Annotated in this window: 12 protein-coding genes; 1 reads left to right on the forward strand and 11 read right to left on the reverse strand. The window is 51.0% G+C overall.

Going from position 1 to position 16160, the window contains the following annotated elements:
- Window positions 1–484: 484 nt before the first annotated feature.
- The 4 genes from strainIA91_RS09575 to strainIA91_RS09590 all read right to left on the reverse strand — a co-directional run bounded on the left by strainIA91_RS09575 (window position 485) and on the right by strainIA91_RS09590 (window position 5067).
- Entirely contained in the window at window positions 485–1864 is a 1380-nt protein-coding gene (locus tag strainIA91_RS09575) for a B12-binding domain-containing radical SAM protein (protein WP_400166556.1), read from the reverse strand.
- A 2-nt stretch (window positions 1865–1866) separates the two neighbouring features.
- Window positions 1867–2532, reverse strand: coding sequence for a hypothetical protein (locus strainIA91_RS09580; RefSeq protein ID WP_400166557.1), 666 nt, complete (start codon window positions 2530–2532; stop codon window positions 1867–1869).
- A gap of 185 nt (window positions 2533–2717) precedes the next feature.
- Window positions 2718–3662 carry an aldo/keto reductase gene (locus strainIA91_RS09585; RefSeq protein ID WP_400166558.1) on the reverse strand — a complete coding sequence of 315 codons (945 nt, stop codon included), beginning with the start codon at window positions 3660–3662 and terminating at the stop codon, window positions 2718–2720.
- 58 nt (window positions 3663–3720) lie between these two features.
- The gene (locus strainIA91_RS09590) at window positions 3721–5067 is read right to left on the reverse strand and encodes a U32 family peptidase C-terminal domain-containing protein (RefSeq protein WP_400166559.1); all 1347 of its coding nucleotides are present in this window, start codon (window positions 5065–5067) and stop codon (window positions 3721–3723) included.
- A gap of 139 nt (window positions 5068–5206) precedes the next feature.
- On the opposite strand from strainIA91_RS09590, the gene strainIA91_RS09595 reads away from it, so the two are divergent.
- Complete coding sequence (locus strainIA91_RS09595; RefSeq protein ID WP_400166560.1) at window positions 5207–9868, forward strand: C25 family cysteine peptidase; 4662 nt, start codon at window positions 5207–5209, stop codon at window positions 9866–9868.
- A gap of 27 nt (window positions 9869–9895) precedes the next feature.
- Here the strand turns inward: strainIA91_RS09595 and tmk are convergent, their stop codons facing one another.
- The 7 genes from tmk to rpsF form a co-directional block, all read right to left on the reverse strand.
- On the reverse strand, window positions 9896–10528 hold the full coding sequence (gene tmk / locus strainIA91_RS09600) for a dTMP kinase (RefSeq protein ID WP_400166561.1): 633 nt from the start codon (window positions 10526–10528) through the stop codon (window positions 9896–9898).
- A complete protein-coding gene (locus strainIA91_RS09605) occupies window positions 10518–11408 on the reverse strand; it encodes a hypothetical protein (RefSeq protein WP_400166562.1) in 891 nt (296 codons plus the stop codon). Before strainIA91_RS09605 ends, tmk begins: the two co-directional genes overlap by 11 nt.
- Window positions 11398–12345 carry a peptidase MA family metallohydrolase gene (locus strainIA91_RS09610; protein WP_400166563.1) on the reverse strand — a complete coding sequence of 316 codons (948 nt, stop codon included), beginning with the start codon at window positions 12343–12345 and terminating at the stop codon, window positions 11398–11400. Before strainIA91_RS09610 ends, strainIA91_RS09605 begins: the two co-directional genes overlap by 11 nt.
- The gene (gene priA, locus strainIA91_RS09615) at window positions 12345–14735 is read right to left on the reverse strand and encodes a primosomal protein N' (protein ID WP_400166564.1); all 2391 of its coding nucleotides are present in this window, start codon (window positions 14733–14735) and stop codon (window positions 12345–12347) included. Before priA ends, strainIA91_RS09610 begins: the two co-directional genes overlap by 1 nt.
- 114 nt (window positions 14736–14849) lie before the next feature.
- Complete coding sequence (gene rplI, locus strainIA91_RS09620) at window positions 14850–15293, reverse strand: 50S ribosomal protein L9 (protein ID WP_400166565.1); 444 nt, start codon at window positions 15291–15293, stop codon at window positions 14850–14852.
- 14 nt (window positions 15294–15307) lie between these two features.
- On the reverse strand, window positions 15308–15538 hold the full coding sequence (gene rpsR / locus strainIA91_RS09625) for a 30S ribosomal protein S18 (protein WP_400166566.1): 231 nt from the start codon (window positions 15536–15538) through the stop codon (window positions 15308–15310).
- Window positions 15539–15569: 31 nt separating this feature from the next.
- A complete protein-coding gene (gene rpsF / locus strainIA91_RS09630; protein ID WP_400166567.1) occupies window positions 15570–16061 on the reverse strand; it encodes a 30S ribosomal protein S6 in 492 nt (163 codons plus the stop codon).
- Window positions 16062–16160 lie beyond the last annotated feature (99 nt).

Below are 16160 nucleotides of genomic sequence, written 5' to 3' on the forward strand. Positions count from 1 at the left end.
ACTATCGGCCTGATCCAATATCTTTCCCATCAACAAAAGCCTGTCCCCTAAACCCACTCGCACACGTTACTTGTTACGCGTCACTTTTTCAGTCGAAAGTGGACAGTCGGCAGTCGAAAGTCGAAAGTCCCCGAACGTCGTTCCGGCTTATCGGGGAGAGTAGCGAGCCCCGTGAAATGGGACCCAATTTATTGGGATATTTCATGGGGATTTGATTGAAACACCAGGAGCGAAGCGACGCCAACTTCCAACTTCCAGCTTCCAGCTTCCAACTTCTTGAAGTTGATACCCTCATTCCCTCTGCATCTCTGCGTCCTCCGTGGGAATCCCCAAAATAAACTCTGCCTCTCCGCGCCCTCCACGGGAGGAAAAAAATCCCCTGCGCTCTCTGCAATCCCTTATTTAATCTCTGTGTCTCAGCGCCCTCTGCGGGAGGAAAAAAATCCCCTGCGCTCTCTGCAATCCCTTATTTAATCTCTGTGTCTCAGCGCCCTCTGCGGGAGGAAAAAGTCCCCCCGTCCCTCTCTTTATCGAGATGCTTTCTGTTTTCCAGTATCGTTTTTTGAAAGAGTGTCACCAATTCTTCTTCCGTAATGCCCTCATGGGAGGGAAAAAATCGTGTCAAACGGGCATCCCTGGGATTGGTAGGAATATGGGGGATCCGGAGTGTCTGTCCGGGAATGTAGTAAAAAGGGGATATTCCGGGGACAAGCGGCAGATGCTGAAGAAAACGCAGGGTTTCGAGTCCATCCTTATATCCTTCACCCGGCAGACCGGCGATAAAATATCCCATAACCTTCATGCCCAGGTTGTGGGCAATGTTGGCTGCCCGGGCAAAATCCTCCCGACTGTCCACACGTTTGGATTTTCTTAAAGATTCCTCGGAAAGTGTCCCCACCGAAAGATTCAGCATGACAAATCCCGCTTGCCGCATCAGGGTCAACAAATCCCGGTCCAATGTCCAGGAACTGAGTCCGTTCATGGCATACAAACGCAGGCTGTCCCCGTAGCGGTTCCGAATCCCCTCAAAAAGGGATACGGCAAAATCCCGGTCCACCGTAAGATTATCATCCTCAAAATCCAGGACCTTCACCCCCCGGTGGACCAGTCCTTCAATTTTTTTCAACACGGCTCCCACCGGCCTGTAACGCATGGTTCGCCCGAAGGTCCGCTCGATGGTACAAAAACCACAGCGATACGGGCACCCCCGGCTGGTCTGCACCATAGCCATGGGATAACCACCTATGGTGTAGGCTGATGCTTTGACCAGATCATGAGCCACCCGAATTTTTTCAACGGGGGTACAGATGCATTCCCCGGTCTGGTAGTCCCGAACCTGAATATCCGGCTTGTGAAGAAGGGCTTCCACCATCTTTCGAAAGGGGATCTCTCCTTCACCGGCGATGGCAAAATCAACGGGGATATCCTCACCCAAGGTAAAAAGTCCGTCCCTCACATTCTGGCCGCCTACAACGATATAAGCCTTCGGACAGGCTTTGCGGGCCAGTCGGATGGTTTGAATGGCTTCGTAGGAATAGGTGTAAAAATTGGAACTCACACCGATAAGATCCGGCGATTCCTCCCGGAAAAAGGCTTCCATCTTATCCCAGTCCATCCCAAAATGATAATACTGTCCAAAGGTTTTAACGGGGGTATCTGTCCGGTTTAAAAGCTTCCGGATACGGGTAAAATTTTTGGGCAGAGGGATGGTCCGGCGGTTGCCGGTGTGGAGAAAATCGACCACCTTGCAGGTGACAGGCAGATCTTGAATAAATCCGGCCAGACTCAACAATCCCAGGGGATAGTGCCTGTCCGGTGTAGTATAAAAATCTTCAACCGGCGGTTGACACAGTAAAATCTTCATGGTCAGAAACGGTAGATAAAACCGGCTTCCACCGTGGGGCCGTTCAGGCGGGTTTTTTCCGTATAGCTGCGGGTCGTGGCAGTATTTTCCGTGTACTCGGTGATACGGGTCTCGGTGTAAGGTGTCGCCAGCAGGTATCCCAGCCGGATCACAGGGGAAAACTCATTTCGGGGAGCCAGGCGGATACGGAGCCAGGGCTGCAATTCCACCGGTGCCTGCAGGTTAAGGGCACCATCCCCCAGGGCAAATTTACGATCCGCCGCAATGAGGCCCAGATCTACTCCCAAATCCACACGCAACCAGGCAGTGTTCACAAGGGCTGTGGATGCCGTGCCATACAGACTGATAAAAGTGATTTGATCCTTGAATTCCACCTGCCGGCCCGTCAGGGAATCCTGATCATCCACAACATCTTCCGAATAACGGTCCACACATTTGTACCGGATCCGAAACCCGCCCCCCCAGGTGAGATAGGCGGACTGTGATTCCAAAACCACACCCATCCCGGGCAAATGGCGCGTGTCCTGATGGTTGGTCAGCCGAAGTTCCGGCATAAATTCAAATGAGGGCTGATAATTTCCCATGACGGAAAAAAGTGAGATCTGGGCAGACAGACCCGTTGTAAATATCATGAGAAAAAGGGGGATCAACAGGTGATACTTTTTCATGGATGTAAATTAGGACTTATGGGGGTTGAATTGAAAGATGAAAGTTGGGTTCATGAAGAGTAGCGAGGTACGAGGTACGAGGTACGAGAGAGAAACGGGTCAACATTGTCACTCCCTCCTCGCTACTCCCTCCTCGCTACTCGCCCCTCGCTACTCGCTACTCGTTCCTCGTCCCTCGCTCCTCCCTACTCGTACCTCTCTATTTCAACATCAGCCGCCCCGCAATTTTCCTTCACCTGTTTCGGTGTTTTGGCACCAGGGATGACGGTATGTGTGGCAGGATGGGAAATGCAGAATTTCAGGGCAATCTGGGCTTTGGTGTATTGGGGATATTTATCGTACAAAGGCTGAAGCTTGTCCAGTTCCTTCAAATAGTGTTCCAGTTTTTCCGGGGACAGGTTCATGCTCCGGTGGTCTTCCTTGTCGAAACGGGTCTCTTTGGTGAATTTCCCCGTCAGAAAGCCGAAAAGCAGGGGTATCCGGACAATCACACCGGTCCCGTATTCCAGGGCTTTGGGGAATAGAACCTCCTCCGCCTCCCGCTCCAGCAAATTATAACGGACCTGAATGACGTCGATCAAATCCTTGTGTTCATCCAGTATAAAGGCCTGATTGGTTTCCTGAAAACTCTGGACACTCCATCCCGCATGGAGGATTTTCCCGTCTTTTTTCAATTGTTCCAGGGCCAACCACGGATCATCCTTTTTCAGGTTATCCGTGTCCCCGCTGTGAAGTTGAAGGATATCCAGGGCTTCCACATTCAGGCGCTTCAGGCTCTTTTCCGCGGCGGATATGATATAGTCTTTTGTGTATGTTTGCCGTATGGGACCATAACCTTCATCATCATCGTCACCGGCATGGTAAAAATCATTACCGGCCTTGGTGGCGATCACGATATCCTTTTTGCCGCCTCGTTCTTTCAGGACTTCGGCTATCAGTTCTTCCGAGTGGCCGAATCCGTACACATCGGCAGTATCCACCAGGGTTACGCCTTCATCAAACGCAGCATGAAGAGCTTTTTTTGATACCTCATCATCTGTTTTACCCCAGTTCATGCCTCCAATAGCCCAGGCGCCGAAACCAATCGCCGAGACTTTTGGACCTCTTTTTCCAAGCTGTACATATTTCATGGGTATCTCCTTAAAATTTTCTGTCAGTTAATGGCCTGAAGAAGGTCCTCGTTACAGTTCACTCTGTTTTCTGACGGAGGAAGGCATAATCTCCGGGGTTTTGAGGTAGAAGAATCCGGACATTTTCCGCACCGCCATGGGCTGTCTCAAGACTTTCTCCTTTAAGATTTTCCATAACCCGGAGTGTAAAAGGAATCGTTTCTTGGGGAGTGATCAGCTCCAGGATTGATCCGGTTTTTATCCGGTTTTTCACTTCAAATGTCCCCATGGAGGATGATTTGTCATAGGATTTCAGGATGCCTGTCACCTGGTATCGAAAACCGGCAGAGTAGCCATCCTCAAAATTCTCTCCGTATTGCCGGGGATTCCGGGTGTAAAAACCGGTGGTATAGGTCCGTGAACTAAGCGTGAGAAGGTCTCTCAGATGATCCGGATTGAAGGGTTTACCTGTCCACATATCGTCAATGGCACGCCGGTAGCTTCTGGCCGTTAAAGCAGCATACCATGCGGATTTAGTCCGCCCTTCCACTTTAAAACTCACGATACCGGCATGAACCAGGTCCGGGAGGAGTTCAATGGCACAAAGGTCCCTGGAATTCATTAGATAGGTGCCGAAATCATCCTCAAATATGGGCATTTTTTCGTGATGGTGCTTCGGTTCGGAAAGAGTAAACCCATCCGGGATTGGAAAGCGAGATTCATAGGGAGATTGAGATTTTTCCACATCGAGGATGGATCCTTTTTCCCAGGCAAGTTTGTATTCCCATCGACAGCTGTTGGTGCAGGTCCCCTGATTGGCATCCCGGTGGTTCAGGTAGTTGGAAATCAGGCAGCGGCCGGAGTAAGCAATACAGATGGCACCGTGGACAAAGGCTTCCAGTTCGATATCCGGTACTTTTTGGTGCATCTCCGCAATTTCATCCAGGTGGAGTTCACGGGAGAGGATAATCCGCCGGACACCCAGATCACGCCAAAAGCGGACGGTGGTCCAGTTGGTGGTATTGGCCTGGGTACTCAGGTGGATGGGAATGTGGGGATGACGTTTCAAGGCCAGGGCGATGAGTCCCGGATCGCTCATGATCAACCCATCCGGTTTCCATGCCGCAACGCGGTCCAGCTCTTTAAGAAATCCGTCCACTTTCAGGTTATGGGCGTATATGTTCATCACCAGGTAGATTTTTTTACCCTGGCGATGGGTATATGTGACAGCTTCCTCCAGGCTCTCCCGGCGGAATCCGATTTCCCGGGTCCGAAGGGAATACTTGGGTACCCCGGCATACACCGCATCGGCCCCAAAAGCCAGGGCAACCTTAAGTTTTTCCAGGTCACCTGCCGGGAGAAGCAGTTCAGGGGGACTTTTCTGAGATGAGCTGAAGCTTTGGGTGTGGGATGTAGGTGCTTCCATGGAAGAAAGTTACGTTTTTTGGTGAAAGAAAAGAAGTCCTGGTTAAAAGGCTATCCGGAGTTGGTACAAGGTGTTCCTCATCACGTGTCCATGGGCATGAGTTGTTGTATAGACAGAAAAAACTTCAGAAATTAGACGAATGGATAAATCCTACATGAAAAAAGCCGTGATGACGGCTGTGATGTTTTTTTGGGCAGCGGCGGGACTTTTTCCGGCGCCGCTTATTCTTTCACCGGCCGAAGGTCAGGTACCGGTAAAGGTCCGCCAACCGGTGGCAGGACAGCTTACCCTTGAGATACATATTCCCCAACTCATTCTGGAATCCGTTGTTTCACCAGCCGGAGACAGCTATACCCAAATCCGGATGGAGGGGCAATATACCACACAGGAACCGGGTCATCCCGAACTCCCTGTGATCCGCCGCCTGATACGGGTACCGGCGGACCGCTCCCTTAGCTTTACTCTGGACGATTCATCCCAAACGTTCCTGCTCCTGGACAGTTATGCTTTGCCGAATACCGTCTGGCCTGCCCAGCCTTCGTTACCTAAACGACCGGATATTAAACCCATTTTTCAAGATCCCGACATCCGGGCTTATCACCAGAAAACCCGTTTCCCGGCCGCAACACTGACCGATCTGGGCATCCTCCGGCAGGAACGGATTTACCGGCTCGATATCTATCCCGTCAATTATGACCCACAGAAAGGCCGTCTGGAACTGCGAAAATCCCTATCGTTGACTCTCACCGAATCTCCCGGAAAAGATATAAACACCCCGGCACCCTCTCCCCTCTTTTCCAAACTCACGGCGCCCCTTCTCAGCACCTCTGACGAACCACCCTCCCTCATTCAATCCCCACCGGGCTATCTGATCATAACGCCCTCGGCTTTTGAACCGGCCCTGGAACCCTTTATCACCTGGAAAACCCAACGGGGTTTTCAGGTAGAGGTACTGATCCTGGAAAGTTTGGGAAATCCGGATACAGCCACTATCCGCCAGGCAATCCATGAACGCTGGCTGAATCCTCCGGCCGGAAAAAATGCGCCTTCATTTCTCCTGCTGGTAGGTGATGAAGATGATATCCCTGTGTTTAAAGGAAAAGAAAGTGACCATTTCACCGATTTGCCCTATGTGACGGTCACTGAAGGGGATTACCTGCCGGATCTCTATGCCGGCCGTCTGCCGGTCCGCACAGCCGCTGAACTCACCAATATGATCGAAAAGATTATGTGGGTTGAATCCTACACATATCCCGATCCTGCCCATTTGAACAATGTTCTGCTCATTGCAGGCTGGGATGCCAATTGGGCGGAAATGTATGGCTATCCGGCGGTAAATTATGCCCACGACCACTACCTAAACACAACAGAGGGTTTTAACACATACCGTTTCCTGTCCAGCCAGGCAGAAGAATTTACCACAGCTGTCCGAGACCAGCTTAACACAGGTCACAGCCTGATCTACTACACCGGACACGGCTCCGCCACATCCTGGCATGATCCGGCTGTCAGTACCCTTGAGCTTTACGATATGCAATCCTGGAACGCCGCCCCTCTGGTGATTACCAACGGCTGCCAGACCTCCAACTTCGCCATTCATAACAGTTTCAGCGAAACCTGGATTCGCCTGGAAGACCGGGGTGCATCGGCTGTCATCGGCGCCACCAACGACAGTTACTGGGATGAAGACCTGTGGTGGGCGGTGGGACTCTACACCATCGGTTCGGATGGGCGAACCCCTACGCCTGAAGAGACCGGCACCGGGATGTTTGATATCCCCTTTACCCGGGCGGACCTGGATAATCCTTCGGCTCTTATCTATACCGGTAATCTGGCCGTCAGCCAGTCCGGTTCTTCCTATTCCCGTTATTACTGGGAGGTGTATGAGCTGTTCGGTGATCCGTCCATGACCCTCCGCTTTGGCGAGTCCGAACCACTGTCTGTCTTTAGCGAAAACGACATCGCCTGGAGTGCAGTGGATTTCTCCGTGGATGTAAACGGCATTCCCTATGCCCTGGCAGCCCTTTCCCTGGAGGATTCCCTCATCGGAGCCGCCTATACCGACGACTGGGGACTGGCAACCCTCACCTTCCCTCCCGTAAACAGCCTGGAGGATCTCCGGCTGACCGTCACCGCACCGGGATTCATCCCCTATGGAAAAACCATCACGGTGATTGAACCTTCCCAACTGATCACAGACAAAGATACCCTGGCCATCCTAACTGCAGACACTTTGTCGGTCACAGTCCAGGATCCTGAAAACAATCCCCTGGAAAATATGGAAATTTTCGCCCTCTCCCCGGGATATGCCTCGGATACGGTTTTGACTGACGCAAACGGACAGGCCACATTACCTCTCATGGTCCCTTACGGACCTTCACTTACCCTTTTTGCCCGGGATCCTGCGGCTTATTATCCCCTCCGGCGGGATACGCTCATTATCACCGGCGGACAAAATTTTACGACACCCGGACTTCATTTATCCTCCCAATATGGAGTGGAGGATTCCCTTCTTCTGAGGATTCCTTTCACCCTGACAGGATGGGCGGCAGATACAGCTGTCCAGGTGTGGTATACGCAAGATGGCCTCTCCTTCCCGGGGGGAAACGACACCCTGACGGTGGAAACAACGATTCCCGAGCCTCTGTATACCGCCATCACGGCACCAGGGTATAATACCTTTAGCCGAACCTTCCCTCTGGTTTCCCTTTTTACAAACCTTTTCGGATCCGTGACCGATACAGCCGGTGTACCTGTCCCGGGAGCCGAAATCCGGCTTGAAGGCAACAATTACCGCACTTACACCTTTTTTACAGACGATTCAGGCACTTTTCGAACCGTCAATCCTCTGTATATGGAGCCTTTGAATCTTCACATCCGGGCGTTTGGATATGAAAAGGCCGACACCCTCATCATACCCCGGTGGCCGGACGATTCCCTCGACCTGGTGCTGAACAAGAGTCCACGCCGACTCTGGACCGCCCGGGTTTACGATATTTACGGCGAACCTCTCCAGGCATGGTACCGTCTGTATATCGGCACCAGCGATTCACTCTATGCCCAAGGGACCTGCAGCAGTGCACCCGATTCCAACCTGCAGGTTTTGCTCCCTGATTACACCTATACCCTGCTTCTGACCCTGCCGGGCTATGTGCCAATCCGCCTGGAATTCAACACCGAGGAATCGCCTTATGCCAATATCCCCATGTCTCTCCGAAGCGGATACCTGGTCATCAACGACGATTCCGCCAAACGGTATAAAGATAAACACCAGACCATCCCCTTTTTGGAGGGAACATCCGGTAATTCCGCCTTCCTTATGGCCGATATTCTCCGGGATGCGGGACTTTCCGTCTCAGTGAAAAACAGCGCAGAGATCAACCCCTCCCTCCTATCAACCTATAATGGTGTTATCTATTCCCGGGGTGCCGATCAACAACCCGTCACAAGCACCATCCAAACCGCTTTGAAAGAGTACCTGGCCTGGGGCGGACCCCTACTGATTGAAGGGGGTGAACTGGCCTATGAACACTACGAGGATGATTTCGGCCGGGATGTGCTTCATATCAACAACTGGATTATTGACAAAGGCGGAGCTGTCACCATCACTCCGGAAGGCCGGGATATGATGCAACATCTTTATCCACTCCCCGGTGCATTGGAACATACCTATAGTGTATATGGCGACCAGGATGTGGTTGAAGCGGCACCCAATGTGATTTCTTTAGGATCCTGGAGCGAACGGGATGCTTACAGTTCATTGCTCCTGGTGCCGGATACCCTTTCCTACATGTCCTTTCATTTTGCCTCCATGACCCGCCCGGCAGACCGTCATCACCTGTTGTGGAATCTGATCCGGCTGCTGCCGTTTTTCAATCCTCATCAGGACTATGCACCCCACGCATGGATAGACAGTTACGAGGTGCTGAAAAAAAGTACCCTTACAGTGGATCCCCTGGCAACAACCTGGGACCCGGATGGAGACAGCCTGACCCTGGGAACCGTGTACAGCAACACCCTGCACGGTAGCTACACACCCGATTCCACCGGAGAGAAAATAATCTACACCGCTCCGGCTTATCCCGGAGTTTCCGATACCCTTTTTTATACCGTATCGGATGGGAAATATACCGACGAAGGTATGATTGTCCTGACGATTTCAGGAAACAATACCCCTTCTGCCGTCACCCTTTTGAATCCACCGGACCATTATATAAACCGGGACAGCAGCTCAGTGATTCTTCGATGGAGTGCGTCTGTGGATCCTGATCCGGACACCCTCAGCTATCTGCTGGGTATGAGTCAGTTCGATGGACTTCATCTCATGGATACCCTGCTGATGACTCCGGACACTCTGATGCGGGTTTTCCCCGCGGATCTGGGATTTGCCCCTGATTTGTCCATCACCTGGCAGATCCGGGTGACGGACGGTCAGGATACAAGCCGCTCGTCGGGGACCCGCCATTTTACCATGGACAGTTCGGCTTTCAATGCCCTGGATCCGGAAAATCTCCTGCCAGTCACCTTCCGTGCAGGTCCAAACTACCCCAATCCCTTCAATCCCATAACCACCATTCCCCTGGCTTTACCGGATGCCGACGATGTTACCCTGACTATTTTCAATCTTCGCGGTGCCCGGATTCGCCGTATGGGTCCTTTTGCCTACCATGCCGGCTATCACCAGTTGGTTTGGGACGGCCGGGATGACCGGGGACACCATGTGGGGACAGGCCTTTACATCGGGAAAATCCAAACCCGGCATGGACACACAGCCACGCTTAAAATGATTCATCTAAAATAAATCGATTTCGATACACTAGAAAAAAGATCAGATATAGTGACGTTTCAGGAGTTCTATATGAATTTTTTTTCGGATTTCCTGTTCAGGTTCATGGCCATCCAATACCCGGCAGCGGTCTGGATTTTGCCGGGCGATGTCCAGAAAACCCCGGCGGACTCTCTGGTGGAAGGCGAGTTTTTCGTTTTCCATTCTGTCCGGTGATTTTCCGCTGCGGGCCATGCGCTCGGCAGATGTTTCAGGGGATATATCAAAGATAAAGGTCAGGTCTGGAACCAGATCATGAGCACCGATGGCATTAATCTGGAGCACCATGTTCAGATTCAGCTGCCGGCCATAGCCCTGATAAGCCGTGGTAGAATCGTAGAAACGGTCTGAGAGGACAACCTTTCCTTCATCCAGGGCTGGACGGATCACTTCAGCCACCAGCTGGCTTCTTGCCACGGCAAAAAGGAGAACTTCCGTTGTGGCATCCATTTCAGCATAACGGGGATTCAGGAGGATTTCCCGGGCTGCTTCACCGACTGCCGTCGAGCCGGGATCCCGGATTTCCACCACTTCAAAGCCTTGTTCCCGGAATATTTGGGCTGTATGCCGGACCTGTGTGCTTTTTCCGCAACCATCCAATCCTTCAAAAGTAATGAAGTGCCCTTTACGATCCATGATAATAATTCACTCCAAATGTGCTGATGGTACCCAATCCCCCATAACTGAAAAAAGAGAGTTGCAGGGTAACTTTGTCATAGCGGTATCGCCCCCCCAATGCCAGTCCGGCAATGTAATCCTGTCCCAGACTGTTGCTTTGCAATCCTCTCCGGCGGAAATCGAGTCCGGCCAGAAATTCCAGGGGTGAACCGCTTTGAAAATATCCTCCCAGGGTCAGGTTTTCAATGTCATGTTCTCCCCTGTAGCGGTAATCCAGATTCATGGTAAGGGGCAGGTAAAGCAGGGGATGACTCAGGGAGGCACGGATTTCATCCTCCATCGGTTCGGGATAATCGGTATAGGCCACACTCATTCGGGTTTTATCTGCCACGGGGATGATGGTGAGCCCATAGGTAAATACACTGAAATTTTCCCGGCTGGAGGCAATATTTTCCGTCAGGTAGCGAAAAGAAGCCCCCACCTGGAGTTTTGATGAGAGCCGATAACTCCAGGCGCTGAAATATTGGGTCCGGCCGGCATTGAAATCACCGTCGCTGTAGCCTTCCGAATCCAACCGTTCAAAATCGCCATAATTTTCGTGGTTGATACCACCGCTGAAAACGTGCTTTTGAACCTTATAGCGGCCGGTCAGCTGGGATACCCGGATATCCGCCGGCATCAGGGCCAGGTTGGCAGACAGGGAAAAAGCAAACGATTCGGGAATCAGGGAGGGATTGATCCAGACCTGATCCGGCAGATCTTTTAAGGCACCCCCGGAACGGGCTATACCCCAGTAAACCGGTGAGGCAAGAATATCTGCTTCAGGCATGACCTGAGCCGGGAGAGACCGTCCCAATCCTCCCAGAAGCAATATGAAAATCAGTATCTTACGCATCATGAGAATTTACATCCTTTTTGTCGTCATGGGGAGGTAAGTCCGGGTTTTTCAGAATTTCTTCTGTCTGCCAGGTATGGTGAATCCGGGCATTACGCCTCCGCATCTGGAACCAGGCCATTAGCAGGAGCACCGGCAGAATCCCCCATAAAAGGGTGTGTAAATCTACCAGGGCATAGGCTTTATACCGTTTTATAGCCCAGAGTTCCCAATTTGTACTGTAATATCGGGGTTCATACCCGTAAACAATCTCAAAAGCCCGGCTCCATTCTACACCTTCCTGTAAAAGAATCAACAGTTCCCCGATACTTTCGTAGCCATGTTCCGAAATCAGGTAACGGACAGCGGACACACTTTGGGCATAGGCCAGATTAGCCCGGTTTTGTTCAAATTTCAACACATCGTCAATCTTATGCAGATCCATAAATTTACCATAGAGGGCGGCCTGTCCCAGCAAAACCTTTTGGCGCAGATCAAACTGTTCCGCTTCATGCTGTGCCAGTCCCTCATTGAGCCACCGGGGCAGATAAGTCAGGCGGTCAATAGGTTCCAGGGCCAGGTGGATCATTTCATGGTGGAGTGTTGCAGACAGTTCGGGAAAACTCTGGCGGCTGAAGCGGGGACTCTTTAAAAGAATTTTCCGTCCCCGGTATTGGGCGGCAGCTACACCCCAATGGGGAAAATCTTTACCGGAGGCCTCTTTAAAATCCCTTTCCCGGGCAGTAAGAATGATTTGGAATGGCGTCATGTCGAGTCCCAGCTTGTTCCGGATTTCCAGGCGGAAAATACCGGCCCGTTCGGCAATAAACTCTGCCGTCTTCCGGTCCTTGGGTTCATACTGGATGGTAAAGTCTTTTCCAGGGAGCATATCCGCCGAAAGCATCGCCGGCAGGATGATCAGCACCAGCCATACCATCCATTTGGAATAAATACGCCTCATCAGTTCATACTCACAGGGTCGGCATTCAGGGTGATTTTCAGTCCGGGCATACGGTTTCGCCGGTCCTGAAGGATGCGGATCAGAATCGTTTTAATCCGATTCATATTTTCATCCTCATTCCGTTTGAATTTCAGGAGGATTTGCCAGCGATAAAATTCCTTTACCCTTTCCACAGGTGCGGAAGAGGGTCCCAGAACCTGTTCAGGCGGCATCTGATGTTTGCAAATATTTTCCAGTTGTTTTATGGCAGTGATGACTCGTTCACGGTCTTTTCCCGTGACCCGGATCAGAATAAGCCGGCTGAAAGGGGGATAGAGGAGGTGTTTACGCCGTTCCAGTTCCTGTTGATAAAAAGCACGGACATCCAGCCGGGCTGCCAGATTTACGGCAGGGTGTTCCGGCTGCCAACTCTGAATAATCACCCGTCCCGGCAGGGTTCCTCTGCCGCTTCGGCCTGAAACCTGGGCTACCAGCTGCCAGACCCGCTCGGCACTTCGGAAATCGGGAATTCCCAATCCCGTGTCGGCATTCACAATGCATACGAGGGTCACATTGCTGAAATCGAGTCCCTTCGACACCATCTGGGTCCCCAACAGGATATCAAAATTTTTGTTTTCAAAGGTATTGAGGATTTTCACATGGGCGTGCCGCCCCCGGGTGGAATCCAGATCCATTCGGATTACCCGTGCATCTTTGATGCGTTTTACCAGTTCATCCTCAATCCGCTGGGTACCGCTTCCGGCGACCCTCAGGGAGGCATCACCGCAGGATGGACACACAGCCGGGAGAGGTTCCTGATGGTCACAATAGTGACACACCAGCTTTTGCCAGGGTTTGTGCCAGGTCATAGAAACCGAACAATGAGGACACTCCACCGGCTGCCCGCAATGTTCACAACGGACAAAGGTGTGAAATCCCCGGCGGTTATGGAGCACAATAGCCTGTTCACCTCGTTTCACACACTCCCGAAGCGCTTCCAGCATTTCCCGGGTAAAAAGGGTTTCTCCGGGATTTTTGGTGCGGAGATCAATGAGATCCACCTGGGGATATCCTGCACTTCCGAAGCGCTCTTTCAGGGTGAGGAGGTGATATTTTCCCGTCTGTGCCAGGTACCAGCTTTCCACGGAGGGGGTGGCTGATCCCAGAATGACAGGAATTTTAAGAAGGCGTGCATAATAAATAGCTGCATCTCTTCCATGATAACCCGGACTCTGTTCCTGTTGTTTGAAGGAGGCATCATGTTCTTCGTCCACCACAATCAGACCGGGACGTGGAAAGGGGGAAAAGAGGGCACTGCGGGCACCCACTACTACCTGAATATCTCCCCGCCGGATACTCTGCCAGGTCCAAATCCGTTCACCGGCACTCATCCGGCTGTGCCAGATAGCCACTTTTTTACCGAAAACACTCCTGAAACGGCCGGCCACATGAGGGGTAATGGCAATTTCGGGAACCAGAATCAACGCCTGCTTTCCCCGCTTTATGGCTTCATTGGCCAGGTGAATATACACTTCCGTTTTTCCACTGCCTGTCACACCATGGAGCAAGACGGGATAAAAACGGTCAAAATGTGCCGTGATCTCTTCAATAACCTGAATCTGTTCATTTGTCAGGACAATCTCCCGGTTTTTGGGGACATAGGCTCCGGTAAATGGATCAGAGGGAATTTCCTGATTGAAGCTTTCAAGAACCCCCTTTTTTTCAAGGGTTTGGAAAACGGAGCGGCTGACACCTGTTTCACGCATCAGGTCTGAGAGGGTGGCTTCGGGAATGGCCCTGCTTTTCAGGGCTGCCAAAATTTTCACATGGGACGGGTGTTCTCCCCGGGCAAAGAGATCTGTCAGACGGACAGCTTTCACCATCCGGGTGGTCCGTTCCACGGAAAAGACATTATCAGCAATCAGTATCTGCTGTTTTAAAAGGGATTGAACCTGTTTCACGGTATCTGGCGGCATCGTATTCAGGGAAGATTCAGGTAATCCATCCGGCGGGATATTCAATCGTTGAATTTCCGGATGAGCCGCCATATCCGGGGCGGGGAAATAGCGTATTTCCTTTTTAAAACCGGCTTCGGAGGGATGGGCTGCCTTCAGGACCAGTCCCGGCGGAGCCATGTAATAAAAGGCCATCCAGTGAAAAAGCTGCATCTGTTCCGGGGTGAAAAGTGGTGTTTCATCCCGGATTTCGGACAGGGATTTAAGACCCTTTGGTAATTTGTCCGGATCCGATTCAGACACACTGATACAATACCCGGGCTGATGCCGACTACCGAAAGGGGCAATGACCCGGCATCCGGGTTTCAGTTGTTTTTTGAACCGGTCCGGGACCCGGTATGTGAAAGTTTGCATCACATCCACCGGAAAGGCGATTTCACAGATGGGTATCGTCATGGATAAAGTTATTCCCGTTAAAAAATATCCTCAACAAAAAAGGTCCTGCCAAAACGGACAGCACCCTTTATGTTTTGAAAAAAGCCTGTGCGCCCGGAGGCGGTCACGGCCGGATTATTCTTTCACCACCCAGAGTTTGACTTCGGCGGTCACATCACTGTGGAGTTTAATAGGAATATCATACACCCCCAGGGCTTTAATGGGTTCATTCAGAATGATATGCCGTTTGTCCACATCGTAGCCTTTTTCAGTCAGAAGGTCGGCTACTGTCTGGGAGGTTACAGAACCGAAAATCTTATCATCTTCACCGGCAGCGACGGATGTAGTCAATGAGATATTTTTGAGTTTTTCAGCCAGACGGCGGGCTTTATCCACGGCGGCAGTCTTTTTCCGTTCCTCAATTTTTTTCAGCTCTTCAGCCATTTTGATATTGGAACGGGTTGCTTCCGTCGCCAGTCCTTTGGGAATGAGAAAGTTCCGGGCATATCCGTCCTTCACGGTCACAACATCCCCGGCGACGCCTACATTCTCCACATTTGCTTTCAGTATGATTTTCATAACGGATATCTCCCTCAGTTTTGCGTTACGTCATAAGAATAAGGCAGGAGGGCAATATTCCGGGCCCGTTTGATTGCCGTCACGAGTTCACGCTGATGTTTTGCACAGGTCCCCGTCACTCGCCGGGGAATAATTTTTCCCTGCTCTGTGATAAAACGGCGAAGCGTTTTATAGTCCTTATAGTCAATGCTGAACTTCTTGTTTTCACAGAATTTGCAGACTTTTTTTCTTGAAATGAAAGCCATTTCACTTTACTCCTTTGCTATCTGAAGCGGTTTAAACCGTTTCTTTTACAGCTTCTTCAGACGTTTCTTCCGAATCGTCTTCCTTTTCTTCGTCTTCGTCTTCGTCCTCAACCTCATCTTCGTCATCATCCTCGTCATAATCCTCATCAGATTCATCATCAGCGGAGGATTTATCAATTATCTCGTCCTGGTCTTCCTCGTCATCATCATCGTGATGGGACGGGACACCGGCAGGTTTTTCGTCCAACCGGACAACCAGCTGAGCGAGGATCTGTGCCTGAAGTTCAAACCATGTTTGTAATTCAACCACAGCCGAAGGTTCGGCTTCAAAATAAATCAGTACATAGTTTCCTGATTTCTGTTTTTCGATGGGATACGCCAGTCTGCGTTTACCCCAGTCATCCACAGCCAGAACATGACCTCCAATTTCGGCAATATGGCCTTCTACCATCTTAATCACCGAATTCAGACGTTCCTGTTCGTAGTTTGGATGCACGATGAAGAGTGTTTCATAATACCTCAAGAGTGTAGCTCCTTTTTTTTATAATTATGAATGATGAATGATGAATGATGAATTGAATGATGAATGATGAATTGAATGATGAATGATGAATTGAATGAT

Source organism: Candidatus Neomarinimicrobiota bacterium (genome assembly GCA_041154365.1).
Classification (GTDB): Bacteria; Fidelibacterota; Fidelibacteria; order Fidelibacterales; family Fidelibacteraceae; genus Fidelibacter; species Fidelibacter multiformis.

Bases quoted from the DNA above. Each gene is read 5' to 3' on its own strand.
- tmk (WP_400166561.1), bottom strand. From the start codon at position 10,528: ATGGATCGTAAAGGGCACTTCATTACTTTTGAAGGATTGGATGGTTGC.
- strainIA91_RS09605 (WP_400166562.1), bottom strand. From the start codon at position 11,408: ATGATGCGTAAGATACTGATTTTCATATTGCTTCTGGGAGGATTGGGA.
- rpsR (WP_400166566.1), bottom strand. From the start codon at position 15,538: ATGGCTTTCATTTCAAGAAAAAAAGTCTGCAAATTCTGTGAAAACAAG.
- rplI (WP_400166565.1), bottom strand. From the start codon at position 15,293: ATGAAAATCATACTGAAAGCAAATGTGGAGAATGTAGGCGTCGCCGGG.
- strainIA91_RS09585 (WP_400166558.1), bottom strand. From the start codon at position 3,662: ATGAAATATGTACAGCTTGGAAAAAGAGGTCCAAAAGTCTCGGCGATT.
- strainIA91_RS09595 (WP_400166560.1), top strand. From the start codon at position 5,207: ATGGATAAATCCTACATGAAAAAAGCCGTGATGACGGCTGTGATGTTT.
- strainIA91_RS09610 (WP_400166563.1), bottom strand. From the start codon at position 12,345: ATGAGGCGTATTTATTCCAAATGGATGGTATGGCTGGTGCTGATCATC.
- priA (WP_400166564.1), bottom strand. From the start codon at position 14,735: ATGACGATACCCATCTGTGAAATCGCCTTTCCGGTGGATGTGATGCAA.
- strainIA91_RS09580 (WP_400166557.1), bottom strand. From the start codon at position 2,532: ATGAAAAAGTATCACCTGTTGATCCCCCTTTTTCTCATGATATTTACA.
- strainIA91_RS09575 (WP_400166556.1), bottom strand. From the start codon at position 1,864: ATGAAGATTTTACTGTGTCAACCGCCGGTTGAAGATTTTTATACTACA.
- strainIA91_RS09590 (WP_400166559.1), bottom strand. From the start codon at position 5,067: ATGGAAGCACCTACATCCCACACCCAAAGCTTCAGCTCATCTCAGAAA.